The organism is Aeromonas sobria, from assembly GCF_050266975.1.
Lineage (GTDB): Bacteria > Pseudomonadota > Gammaproteobacteria > Enterobacterales > Aeromonadaceae > Aeromonas > Aeromonas sobria_B.
Genome location: NZ_JBKISU010000010.1, coordinates 61989 through 74282 on the forward strand (window position 1 = coordinate 61989; position 12294 = coordinate 74282).

Genomic DNA, 12294 nt, shown 5'->3' on the forward strand with positions numbered 1-12294 from the left:
TAAATGCCACTCCTGCGGCGACCCCAGGGCCGCCTCCCTCTGCCGTTGCTGGACATGTCACTCATGCACACTCAAGCCCAAGCGGGGCCAGGTTCCCTCTTCTCCCTGACCTGGCCGCTGTTTATCGATCTGGCCCTGCACTTTCTGACCGGGGCCCTCAACACCTTCATGGTGGGCCACGTCTCCTATCAGGGGGTGGCGGCGCTCGCGGTGGGCAACCAGGTGTTCGATCTCGCCATCACCTTGTTCAGCTTCGTCAGCATCGGCACCAGCGTGGTGATCACCCAGTACCTGGGGGCCGGCGATAGGGAGAAGGCCCGCGTGGTCATCCACACCGCCATCGGCTTCAACCTGCTGGTGGGACTGGTGGCCGCGGTCGGGGTCATGGCCGGGGCCGGCACCATGCTGGGGCTGATGAACCTGCCCGATCACCTGATGGGGGACGCCAGGCTCTACCTGCAGATCATCGGCCTGTGCCTGCTGCCGGAGGCGGCGGCGCTCTGTCTGGCCGCCACCCTGCGGGCCCATGGCCACACCCGTCAGGCCATGTACGTGACCCTCATCGTCAACCTCATCACCTTCGCCGGCAACCTGCTGCTGCTCTACGGCTGGTTCGGCCTGCCCCAGCTCGGGGTGGCCGGGGTCGCCATCAGCACGGTGGCGGGCCGGGTCGTCGGCGTGGTGCTGCTGGTGTGGCTGGTGGCCCGCAAGACCGGCATACGGCTGCGCCTGCCGGAGATTGTCCGTCCCAGCAAGCCGATGCTGGGCAAGGTGCTGCACATCGGATTGCCGGCGGCGGGGGAGAACCTCTCCTGGATGCTGCAATTCATGGTGGTGACCGCCTTTGTCGGCCTGCTGGGCGACAAGGCGCTGGCGACCCAGAGCTACTTCTTCCAGATCTGCCTGTTCATCCTGCTGTTCGGCCTCTCCATCGGCCTTGGCAACGAGATCATCATCGGCCACCTGGCGGGGGCGCGCCGTTTCGATCAGGCCTATGCCCAGCTGCTGCGCAGCCTGAAACTCGGCCTCATCGTCACCGCCCTGATCGCGGTGGCCGTGGCCATCAACGGCCGGCAGATCATCAGCCTGTTCACCACGGATGGCGACATCATCGACATGGTGGCCCAGCTGTTTCTGATCAGCCTCATTCTCGAGCCCGGCCGCACCTTCAACCTGGTGGTGATCAACGCCCTGCGCGCCACCGGGGATGCCCGTTTCCCGCTCTACATGGCGCTCCTGTCCATGTGGGGCATCGCCGTTCCCCTTTCCTATTACCTTGGTATCATGCAAGGCTATGGACTGGTCGGCATCTGGCTGGCGCTGGCCTGCGACGAGTGGGTCCGCGGCCTGGCCATGTTCTGGCGCTGGCGCAGTCGTCGCTGGCAACACAAAATTCTTGTCGAAACATAAGCGGAATCACAATGAAGAAAATCGGACTCTTGCTGGCGGCCCTCCTGCTCAGCCCCCTGGCACTGGCACAAACCGCCCCGGCAGCCCCCAAGGCGCAGGCTCCCCAGACCTGGTACGTGGCCCCCATCGTCATCGACGAGACCAGCGAGGCGCAGAAGGCCCTGACCAAGCAATTCATGGCCCAGATGATCAAGACCATCAAGGTCAACGAGTACCAGACCGGCAAGGCCCTGGGCAAGACCCAGGATCCCAAGTGGCTGATCCGCACCAGGCTGATGCCCGCCAGCAGCGAACCCCTGGTCGGCAAGAAGCACCCCCAGGGGCTGACCTACGGCAAGGGCATCCCCACCCAGGAGATCGTCGGCGAGCTCATCATGGATGGCACCCTCGTCGCTCATATCGGCCAAGGCTGGCGCGAGCCCATCGTCCCCGGCACCCCGGTGGCCGAGAAGCTCTCCATCACCAACTACCGCTATGCCATCGGCAACGAGGCCAAGGCGGGGGATCTGGAGGAGCTGGCGGCCCAGATCGGTTTCGAGGCGGGCAAGGTGATTGCCAGAGGCGGCAAGCCCCTGCCCGAGAAGGTCACGAAGAAGAAGTGAGCCGGGCCTCGCGCCTGCCATGGGAAGGGGCCTTCGGGCCCCTTCTGCTTTTCGCACCCGCCCCTCCTGTTGTGACGCTCGTCGCATCTCACGCCAGACGCCCCGCACCACGGCATAAAGACCACGTCAATTCAGCCACTTATGACAGCATCATGACGACGCGGCGATTTGGGGCGATAAGTGGGATCCCGATCACATCTATCCCGCGTCCCAGGGTGTAGCTTGAGAGGTGTCGGCACACCCAAGCGCAACAAGGAGGCGACATTACATGTTCCCAGAGTACAGAGACCTCATCTCGCAACTGAAGAGCAGTGATGACCATTTCCATGAGAAGTTTGCCTTACACAACGAGCTGGACGGGACCATCAGAAAACTGGAAAAGCATCATGCCAGCGACTTCAGTCCTGAGTTGAGAGATCTGAAAAAACAGAAACTTAAACTCAAAGAGGAGATATACGACATCCTCAAACAACATCAGTCTCATTGATTGCCCAGAACATTGATTGCGTTAACGCACGGATAAGCAATTTATCCGCTCGACCCGGCCCATAGGCCGGGTCTTTCGTCTCTCCCCCAGCCGGTCAGGTTGACCTCGACTCGATTGAGCTTTGCAGGCCAAACCGCTATCGTGTGCCCTCGCCATCGCCACGCTCAAGGAGAGCCCCATGCCCCGTCTGGACAGCATTCACCTCTATCCCATCAAATCCACCGCAGGCATGGTGCTGCCCCGGGCCCGGGTCGGCGAGGAGGGATTGGACGGCGACAGACGCTACATGGTGGTCAAGCCGGACGGCACCTTCATCACAGCACGCACCCATCCCCAGTTGCAGCAGGTGGTGGCCACCCCGGTGGAGGGTGGCCTGCAACTGCGTTACCCGGGCCAGGAGATGCTCACCCTGCAGCCGCAGGATTTCAGCCTGGCCCCCCAGAGCACGGGCGTCTGGCGTGACAGCTTTACCGCCCTGCGCACCCATGAGCAGGCCGATCTGTGGCTGAGCCGGGTGGCGGGTGAGCCGATTCACCTGCTCTGGCTCGGCGAAACCTCTGATCGCTTTCGGGAAAAGACTGGCACCCGGGTCAGCTTTGCCGACGGCTACCCTCTGCTGCTCATCGGCCAGGGTTCGCTGGAGGATCTCAACCTGAGATCCGACGCCCTGCACCAGATGAGCCAGTTTCGCACCAACCTGGTGGCAAGCGGCACCCGCCCCTTCGAGGAGGACGGCTGGAAGCGGATCCGTATCGGCGAGGTGGAGTTCCTGGTGGCCAAGCCGTGCAGTCGCTGCATCATGACCACGGTGGAGCCCGGCACCAGCCGCTTCAATGCCCTCAAGGAGCCGCTCGCCACCCTGGCTCGCTACCGGCGCGGCGAGGATGGCGATGTCTACTTCGGCCAGAATCTGGTGGCCCTGAACGAGGGGTGGATCGAGGCGGGCAGCGAGATAGAGGTGCTGGAGCGGGTGCGTCCCCTCGTCTATGGCAACGGCGCCCCGAAGAAGCGGGCGCTGGTGTGCGTCGCCCGCCAGCCCCTGGCCCGGGATCTGGAGACCTTCTGGTTCGAGGCCGAGGATGGCGAGCCCCTGCCCGACTATCAGCCGGGCCAGCACCTGCCCCTCTTCGTGGACAGCAAGGGCGAGCGAGTGCAGCGCCGTTATACCCTCTGCTCCAGCCCGGATGAGCCAGGCCGCTACGCCATCGCGGTCAAGCGTCAGGCCGATGGCCGTCTCTCCTCCTGGCTGCACCGCCACCTCAAGGTGGGGGACAGGGTGCTGGCGGCCGACCCCGCCGGCGAGTTCCAGCTTGGCCGCGAGCGCCGCCTGCTGCTGCTCTCGGCAGGCTCCGGCATCACCCCCATGCTCGCCATCGCCCGCACCCTGGCCCTGCGCGGCGAGCTTGGCGAGGTTCACTTCATGCACCAGTGCCGCAGCCAGGTCGACATCCCCGCCCCCGAGGAACTCCACGCCCTGACCCGGCAAGGCATGCAGCTGACCCTTATCCTGAGCCAGGCCGACGAGAGCTGGCAGGGGCTGCGCGGCCGGCTCGGCAGGGATCACCTCGAGCGTGTCGGCGGCCTTGGCGAGCGGGAGGTCTTCCTCTGCGGTCCCCAGGGGTTCATGGTCTCGGCCATCGCCCTGCTCGGCGCGGCCGGGGTGAGCCGGATCCGCCAGGAGAGTTTTGGCGGTGCCCCCCTCATCACCGACCGGCCCCACCAGGCCCTGACCCTGAGCATCGCGGGCAAGCGCTTCGCCGGCAACAACCAGGGCACCATCCTCGATCAGGCCAGCAAGCAGGGGGTGGAGCTGCCCTGGAGCTGCCGCGCCGGGATCTGCGGCAGCTGCAAGCAGACCCTGCGCGCGGGGGAAGTGAGCCAGCCCGATGCCCCCGCCCTCAGCGAGGCCGAGCGGGCCCAGGGCAAGATCCTCACCTGCTGCGCCGTGCCCCTGACCGACATAGAGATAGCCTGAGCAGGGACAACCCGGGTTTACCTCGGCACAGAGACAAAAAAAACGGCTGCCGAGGCAGCCGTTTTCCATGGTTTCCCATCAGCCCTGACGCAGGGCCTGGATGCGCTGTTCGATGGGCGGGTGGCTCATGAACAACTCGCTCACCGAGCGCTTGCCGTTGATGCCAAAGGCCATCATGGCCCCTTCCATCTGCGGCTCGGCACCGCGGGAGAGGCGCTGCAGCGCCGCTATCATCTTGTCGCGGCCCGCCAGCTTGGCGGCACCCGCATCGGCGCGAAACTCGCGCTGACGGCTGAACCACATGACGATGATGGAGGCAAGCACCCCGAAGATCATCTCCAGCACGAACACGGTGATCATGTAGGCAAAACCACCCGAGCTGCTGCTCTCCTCGTCGCTGCTTGAGCTGAAGACATTGCTGATGACCCCGGCCACGATGCGGGCGAAGAACATCACGAAGGTGTTCACCACCCCCTGGATCAGGGTCAGGGTCACCATGTCGCCGTTGGCCACGTGGCTCACCTCGTGGGCCAGCACGGCCTCGGCCTCGTCCCGGCTCATGCTGTAGAGCAGGCCGGACGACACGGCGACGAGGGAGCCGTCGCGGCGGGCACCGGTGGCGAAGGCATTCATATCGGAGGACTCATAGATGCCCACTTCCGGCATCTTGATCCCGGCCTCGCGAGCCTGACGGGCAACGGTACTGACCAGCCAGTGCTCGGTCTCGTTGCGGGGCTGCTCGATGACCTGGACACCATAGCTGCGTTTGGCCATCCATTTGGACATCAGCAAGGAGATAAAGGAGCCCCCAAAACCGAACACGGCACAGAAGATCAGCAAGCCAGAGATACTGGACTTGTTGATGCCAAGCACCGAGAACAGGATATTGAGTACCACCCCCAGCACCAGCATGACGGCCAGGTTGGTCACCAGGAATAGCATGATTCGCTTCATATAGACTCCTTGTGAGAATGAAAGGGGCGCGCGCCGGTCAACCGACCCACGCCCACCTGCCACACATAGTAGCGGTTATCTATGAATGCTCCCTGAATGCCCGCCCCTGCGCAACGGTGAAATATCGATATATTCCCGTAAGTTAGCGCTGTCTGGGTCACTCAGGGTCGGGATTTCCCCCAGCAGGGGAGCGGGCAGACGCTGGCGCAGGGTCGCCAGGTTCTCCTCGTAGCAACTCATGCCGCAGGGCAGCCGGTTCATCACCCAGCCCGCCAGGGACAAGCCCGCCTGCTCGATGGCGGCCAGGGTGAGCAGGGCATGGTTGAGACAACCCAGCTTGGCCCCCACCACCAGCACCACCGGCAGGCGCTGCTGCGCCACCCAGTCCGAGAGCAGCCTGTGCTCGTTGAGGGGCAGGTGCCAGCCCCCCGCCCCCTCCACCAGCACCCAGTCGGCGCCACTGCCCTCGAGGCGGCGCAGACCGGCCGTGATCCCCTCCTCCTCGATGGGTTGCCCCGCCTGGGCCGCCGCTATGTGGGGGGCGATGGGGGGGGCATAGGCGAAGGGGTTGACCCACTCATAGGGCAGCGCGACGCTGGCGGCTTGCTGCAACAACAGGGCATCGCGGTTGCGCAGCCCCTCGGGGGTCGGCTCACAGCCCGCCGACACCGGTTTGTAGCCGGCGCACGCCAGCCCCTCGGCACTCAAGCCCTGCAACAGGGCGCGGGTGACCAGCGTCTTGCCCACATCCGTGTCCGTGCCCGTAATAAAGAAAGTCGCCATCTCAGCTCCTCGTCGGATGATTGTTCGCCCTGTCAGCGCCGGGCTCAGACCCGCTGCAGCTGCACCAGGGCCACGTGGTAGCTCGCCTCGAGCAGGCCATCGCCACGGCGAAAGCCCTCATAGGCCTGGGTGAGGCGCACCAGCCGGGCCCGGCCCCCCAGGCCCCCCTGCCCCCCTTCGTTGACCTGGCTCGCCCCTATCCCCTTGAGGTCGCGCAGCAGTTCGGCCAGCTGGCCATACCCCAGGTGCCAGGGGCGCACCTCGATAACTGGGGTCTCAAAGCCTGATTTTTCAAGGGCCTCCCTGAGCCGGGCTTCCCCGAGGAAGCGATTGACGTGGGGTTGGCCATCCACCGCCTGCCAGGCCTGGGCCAGTTGCCAGAGCGAGCCGTCCAGCAGGGTGGAGAAGAGGACCCGCCCCCCTGGCCTCAGCACCCGGTGCAATTCGGCAAAGGCCTGCTGCGGGCATTCGCACCACTGCAGGGCCAGGCTGGAGAAGACCAGATCCAGGCTGGCATCGGCCAGGGGCAGGGCCTCGGCATCGCCACACAGCAGGCGGGCACCGCTGCCCCGCCTCGCCGCCTGGGCCAGCATGCCGGGGGCAAGATCCAGCCCGTGCAGGCGCTGGCAGCGCTTGGCCAGCGCGGGCAGGAAGAAGCCGGTGCCGCAACCCAGATCCAGGGCGTCCCCCCACTGCCCTTGGGGCAGCTGGGTCAGCAGCGCCTGGCCCACCTCCTGCTGGAAGCGGGCGTGGGCATCATAGCCGGCGGCGGCGGCGCCGAAGCGTCGGGCCAGGGCCTGTTTGTCGACCCGCTGAAAGACTTGCCCTTCAGCGCCCCCCGACAAGGCGGCGCGCATCGATTCAGTCACGGGATCCGGCCTCACCGAGCGCCTCCAGCAGGCGGTCTATGTCCTGGGCCTGGTGACTGGCGCAGAGGGTGATGCGCAGCCGCGCCTTGCCCTGGGGCACGGTAGGGGGGCGAATGGCGCTCACCCAGAGTCCCTGTTCCCGCAGCCGGGCCGAGAGCCCCAGGGCGGCCTCGCTCTCCCCCACCAGCAGCGGCTGGATCGGGGTATCGCTCTCCCCGAGGCGCCAGCCGAGTTGGCGGGCCCCCTGGCGAAAACGGGCGACGAGCTGGCCAAGATGAGCGCGGGCATCATCGGCGCCACGCACCAGTTCGATGCTCTTGCTGACCGCACAAGCCTGGGCGGCGGGCATATGGGTGCTGTAGACATAGGGGCGGGCGAAGTTGACCAGATACTCCACCAGCTCGCGGCTGCCGCCGACGAAGGCGCCGGCGACCCCAAGCGCCTTGCCAAAGGTGCCCATCTGGATATGCACCCTGGCAGGATCCACCCCTTGCGCCGCCAGACTGCCGCGCCCCTCGGCGCCGAGCACGCCGAGGCCATGGGCGTCGTCGATCATCAGCCAGTTGCCGCTTTGGGCGGCCAGTTGGCCCAGCTCGCGCCAGGGGCCCTGATCCCCGTCCATGCTGAACACCCCCTCCGAGACGATGAGGCCCCGGCCGGGTTCGAGCTGGGCGGCGAGCTGGGCCATGTCGTTATGGCCGAAGCGCTTCATGGTGCAGGGCAGCTGGCTCCCCATCTCCTGCAAGGAGGCGTGGTTGAGTCTGTCTTGCCACAGCAGATGCTCCTTGCCGAGCAGGGCCTTGAGCACCGCCTGATTGGCACAGAAACCGCAGTTGAACAGCAACACAGCCTCCAGCCCCAACCAGTCGGCCAGCGTCTCTTCCAGCTGCTGGTGGGCACGGCTGTAACCTGTCACCAGGGGCGAGGCGCCGGCGCCCGCACCATGGCGGTCGATCCCCGCTTTGAAGGCGGCCTTGATGGCGGGATGCTCGGCCAGCCCCAGGTAGTCATTGCCGGAGAAGTTGAGGTAGTCGCGGCCATCGACCACCAGCCTGGCGCCAGTGGGGCCATCGGTGGCGGTGCGGCGGCGCAGCAGGGCCGCCTGCTCGCGCCCGGCCAGGGCCTCCCCCAGGGCGAAGGGGGAGCTCATCGTCCGGCCTTGGGCTGGCTGGCATCATGGAAGAGATCGCCAGCCACCGGCTGGCTGGCCACCCGGGCCAGCAGCTCCTCTTCTTGTACCTGATCCGGCTTCTGGGCCCGCTGGGCGGGACGGATGCCCAGGCGCTTGAAGAGCTGCATGTCGCTGTTCTCGTCGGGGTTGGGGGTAGTCAGCAGCTTGCAGCCATAAAAAATCGAATTTGCACCTGCCATAAAGCACATGGCCTGCATCTGCTCGTTCATCTTCTCCCGCCCGGCGGAGAGGCGCACATGAGAGCTGGGCATCATGATGCGCGCCACGGCTATGGTGCGGATAAACTCGAACGGGTCCAGATTCTCCTGGTTTTCCATGGGAGTGCCCTTCACCTTGACCAGCATGTTGATGGGTACGCTCTCCGGGTGGCGCGGCAGGTTGGCCAGCGCCATCAAGAGGCCTGCCCTATCCTTGGCCTGCTCCCCCATGCCGACGATGCCGCCTGAGCACACCTTCATGCCGGCGCCGCGTACGTGCTCCAGGGTATCCAGTCTGTCCTGATAGGTGCGGGTGGTGATGATGTCACCGTAGAATTCCGGCGAGGTGTCGAGGTTGTGGTTGTAGTAATCAAGGCCAGCGGCCCCCAGCCGCGCCGCCTGATCCGCGGTCAGCATCCCCAGCGTCATGCAGGTCTCCATCCCCAGCCCGCGCACCTCCTCGACCATGCGCAGGATATAGGGCATGTCCCTCTCCTTGGGGTTGCGCCAGGCGGCCCCCATGCAGAAGCGCGACGAGCCGTTGGCCTTGGCCTCCCGGGCCCGCTCCAGCACCTTTTCCACCTCCATCAGCCGCTCGGCTTCGAGCCCGGTGTGGTAGCGAGCGCTCTGGGGGCAATATTTGCAATCCTCCGGGCAGGCGCCGGTCTTGATGGAGAGCAGGGTGCTCACCTGCACCTCGTTCGGGTCGAAATGGGCGCGGTGTACCGTCTGGGCCTGGAACAGCAGATCGTTGAATGGCAGGGCAAACAGGGCCTGAACCTCGGCGAGGGTCCAGTCGTGACGAAGGGCGTGGCCGCCCAGGGTGAGAGCATTCATACATGGCTTCCGGTTGTTATAAGTGGGATCCTGCGCCGCCATCCCGGGATGAACGACCACAGAAGCCGCCACGGGCCTTCCTCCTCGTGGTGAGGCCTGGCGCCAAGTGGCTGAAATTGTTGGCTAGTGTAGAGAGCGCGCGTAGACTGTCAACACCGACCAGATCAAACAAATTGACAACAGAACACAAAATGACCAACCAAGAATTCGACCTGCACCACGTCTGGCACCCCTATACCTCCCTCACCCATCCCCTGCCCTGCTATGAGGTGGCCAGCGCCAGGGGGGTGACCCTCACCCTCGGCGATGGCCGCGAGCTGGTGGATGGCATGAGCTCCTGGTGGGCCTGCGTCCACGGCTATCAGGTGCCGGAACTGGACGCCGCCGCCAGCGCCCAGCTCGGCAAGATGTCTCACGTCATGTTTGGCGGCCTGACCCATGCTCCGGCGGTCGAGCTGTGCCGCAAGCTGGTGGAGATCACCCCAAAGGGGCTGGATCGGGTGTTTCTGGCGGATTCCGGCTCGGTGGCGGTGGAGGTGGCGCTCAAGATGGCCCAGCAGTACTGGCACGCCAAGGGCACGCCTCGCGCCAAATTCGTCGCCCTGCGGGGCGGCTATCACGGCGACACCTTCGGCGCCATGAGCGTGTGCGACCCGGACGGCGGCATGCACGAGCTCTACCAGGGCTTCCTGCCCGAGCACCATTTCGTGGCCGCCCCCAGCTGCCGCTTCCACGCCCAGTGGGACGAGAGCTGCGTGGTGGAGCTGGCGACCCTGGTGGCCGATCGCCACGAAGAGATCGCCGCCATCGTGCTCGAACCCATCGTCCAGGGGGCGGGTGGCATGCGCTTCTATCACCCCCGCTACCTGCAGTGGGTGCGCGCCCTGTGCGACGAGTTCGGCCTGCTCTTGATAGCAGATGAAATCGCCACCGGCTTTGGCCGCACCGGCCAGCTGTTTGCCTGCGACTGGGCGGGGATCAGCCCCGACATCCTGTGTCTGGGCAAGGCGCTCACCGGCGGCTATCTGACCCTGTCGGCCACCCTGACTACCGAACATGTCGCCCGCACCATCTGTGACGGCAAGGCCGGGGTCTTTATGCACGGCCCCACCTTCATGGGCAATCCACTCGCCTGCGCGGTGGCCAACGCCTCCATCGATCTGCTGCTGGCCTCGCCGTGGCAGGAACGGGTAACCGCCATCGAGCATCAGCTGCGCACCGAGCTGGTGCAGCTGACCCTCCATCCGGCGGTGGCGGACGTGCGGGCACTCGGCGCCATCGGTGTGGTGGAGATGAAGGAGCGGGTGGACGTGGCGCGCATCCAGCGCAAGTTCGTGTCGCTTGGAGCCTGGATCCGCCCCTTTGGCAAGCTCATCTACCTGATGCCCCCCTTTGTCATCAGCCCCGAGGAACTGAGGGTGCTGACCCATGCCATCCATGAGGCCATCGCCTGCGGCGAATGCTGAGCCTCGACCAATAGGCCTCACATGGAATTGCGGGGCCTTTTGGGGCTTTTTCCCCAGAATGTGAGCGAACCATCAGACCATGGCGGCCGAGGAGAGTAGACTGCGCGGGTTTGACCAACCGACAAGTTCCCATGCGCCTCTCCATTGCCGCCAAATTCAACTTCTTCCTGCTGTTCATCTTCTCCATGGTGTTGGTGTTCTCGGCGTCCTATCAGGCAGTGCGCGAGCGCGACCTCATCCTGAGCCTCATCAAGGAGCAGAGCCGCGAGCAGACCGAAGCCTATTTCGACGGCCTCAACATGCTGATGCTGACCAACAAGATGGCGGCCCGCGACACCCTGAGAAACAAGTTTCTCGACCACGCCCACGTGGAGGATGCCCGCATCGTGCGCGGCGAGGCGGTGAACCGCCAGTTCGGCCCGGGCTATGACAACGAGCAGCCCAAAGACGAGTTCGACACGCTGGCGCTGGCGGGCAAGGGCAGCATGGAAGTGGTACACGACGGTCAGCACAGCCGGCTGGTGGTGACCCGCCCTCTGCTGGCCCAGCGCAACTTGCGCGGCACCGACTGCACCAGCTGTCACCAGGTGCCGGAGAACAGCGTGCTGGGGGCGGTGCGCTTTGACTACTCCCTCGATGCCCTCTTTACCCGGGTCGAGCAGAACATCCTCACCTCGGCCCTGAGCCTCACCCTCATCTTCGGCCTGGGGCTGCTGCTCACCCTCTGGGTCATCCGCACCTGGATTGTCAGCCCCCTCAACCGGCTGATCCGCGCCATGGAAGAAGCCACCGACAGACACGACTTCGGCCACCGGCTGGAGGGGGATGAGGGGGACGAGATTGGCCGGGTCGCGCTCGCCTACAATCAGATGCTCGACAGTGTGGAGCGCCAGCTCGGCAAGCGGCGGAACAAGGCACCGGAGTCCAGCCAGCCGAAATAACCCAGCTCAAGGCAGATTCGCTGTGGCAGACGCTGCGCGGCGGCAAACCTCAGGAGCCGGGTCAGCCGAAATAACCCAGCTCAAGGTAGATTCGCTGTGGCAGACGCAGCGCGGCAGCAAACCTCAGGGACCGAGTCAGCCGACATAGCGCAGCACAAGGCAGGTTCGGCGCGGTAGACGCAGCGCGGCGGCACACTTCAGGAGCCAAGTCAGCCGAAGTAGAACAACAGCAGGCTGGTGGTCAGGATCAGCAGCAGCAGGATCAGGGAGGCGCCATAGCCATCGTCTTCCCGGCGACTGCGCCTGTATTGCAGCGCCAGCACCAGCAGGGTGAAGGCGGCGCAGCCCCACAGGCTCTGCTCCAGCCAGGGAGTGAGCGCCGGATCCCAGTGCTCGCGCACCTCGATGCCGCCATAACGCAGGAAGCCATAGGCTATCTCGGGCCTGGCATAGTGATAGAGGGTGAGCAGCACCAGGACGCAGGCCCAGCAGAGCAGAGCCAGCCAGTGCAGCAGCACTATCCATCCATCCGGTCCGCGTCGTCGCTCCATCCCGCTTCTCCCCTCCCGTCGATTGGCCCC

Annotated in this window: 12 protein-coding genes; 6 read left to right on the top strand and 6 right to left on the bottom strand. The window is 65.3% G+C overall.

All coding sequences use genetic code 11. The features are described from left to right. Positions 1-63: 63 nt before the first annotated feature. The 4 genes from ACLHZ1_RS07680 to ACLHZ1_RS07695 all read left to right on the top strand — a co-directional run bounded on the left by ACLHZ1_RS07680 (position 64) and on the right by ACLHZ1_RS07695 (position 4474). Positions 64-1410, top strand: coding sequence for an MATE family efflux transporter (locus ACLHZ1_RS07680; RefSeq protein WP_408794504.1), 1347 nt, complete (start codon positions 64-66; stop codon positions 1408-1410). Positions 1411-1421: 11 nt separating this feature from the next. Continuing rightward, a complete protein-coding gene (locus tag ACLHZ1_RS07685) occupies positions 1422-2012 on the top strand; it encodes a hypothetical protein (protein WP_427261591.1) in 591 nt (196 codons plus the stop codon). Positions 2013-2280: 268 nt separating this feature from the next. Continuing rightward, positions 2281-2499 carry a YdcH family protein gene (locus ACLHZ1_RS07690; protein ID WP_042042935.1) on the top strand — a complete coding sequence of 73 codons (219 nt, stop codon included), beginning with the start codon at positions 2281-2283 and terminating at the stop codon, positions 2497-2499. Between the two features lie 178 nt (positions 2500-2677). Beyond that, positions 2678-4474 (top strand): MOSC N-terminal beta barrel domain-containing protein, encoded by a 1797-nt coding sequence (locus tag ACLHZ1_RS07695; protein WP_427261592.1) that lies wholly within the window; start codon positions 2678-2680, stop codon positions 4472-4474. Between the two features lie 78 nt (positions 4475-4552). Here ACLHZ1_RS07695 and htpX read toward each other — a convergent pair whose 3' ends face one another. From htpX to bioB, 5 genes are all read right to left on the bottom strand, one after another. Then, the gene (htpX, locus tag ACLHZ1_RS07700; RefSeq protein ID WP_427261593.1) at positions 4553-5428 is read right to left on the bottom strand and encodes a protease HtpX; all 876 of its coding nucleotides are present in this window, start codon (positions 5426-5428) and stop codon (positions 4553-4555) included. 75 nt (positions 5429-5503) lie between these two features. Next, entirely contained in the window at positions 5504-6211 is a 708-nt protein-coding gene (gene bioD / locus ACLHZ1_RS07705; RefSeq protein WP_427261594.1) for a dethiobiotin synthase, read from the bottom strand. Positions 6212-6255: 44 nt separating this feature from the next. Further along, positions 6256-7068, bottom strand: a complete 813-nt coding sequence (bioC, locus tag ACLHZ1_RS07710) for a malonyl-ACP O-methyltransferase BioC (RefSeq protein ID WP_427261648.1) — start codon at positions 7066-7068, stop codon at positions 6256-6258. A 4-nt stretch (positions 7069-7072) separates the two neighbouring features. Continuing rightward, complete coding sequence (bioF, locus tag ACLHZ1_RS07715) at positions 7073-8230, bottom strand: 8-amino-7-oxononanoate synthase (protein WP_427261595.1); 1158 nt, start codon at positions 8228-8230, stop codon at positions 7073-7075. After that, on the bottom strand, positions 8227-9306 hold the full coding sequence (gene bioB, locus ACLHZ1_RS07720; protein WP_427261596.1) for a biotin synthase BioB: 1080 nt from the start codon (positions 9304-9306) through the stop codon (positions 8227-8229). Before bioB ends, bioF begins: the two co-directional genes overlap by 4 nt. Before the next feature lie 191 nt (positions 9307-9497). Here bioB and bioA point away from each other — a divergent pair, with 191 nt between their 5' ends. After that, positions 9498-10772 carry an adenosylmethionine--8-amino-7-oxononanoate transaminase gene (gene bioA, locus ACLHZ1_RS07725; protein WP_427261597.1) on the top strand — a complete coding sequence of 425 codons (1275 nt, stop codon included), beginning with the start codon at positions 9498-9500 and terminating at the stop codon, positions 10770-10772. 131 nt (positions 10773-10903) lie between these two features. Then, complete coding sequence (locus ACLHZ1_RS07730) at positions 10904-11713, top strand: HAMP domain-containing protein (protein ID WP_427261598.1); 810 nt, start codon at positions 10904-10906, stop codon at positions 11711-11713. A 209-nt stretch (positions 11714-11922) separates the two neighbouring features. Here ACLHZ1_RS07730 and ACLHZ1_RS07735 read toward each other — a convergent pair whose 3' ends face one another. Next, positions 11923-12264, bottom strand: coding sequence for a hypothetical protein (locus ACLHZ1_RS07735; RefSeq protein ID WP_427261599.1), 342 nt, complete (start codon positions 12262-12264; stop codon positions 11923-11925). Positions 12265-12294: the final 30 nt, after the last annotated feature.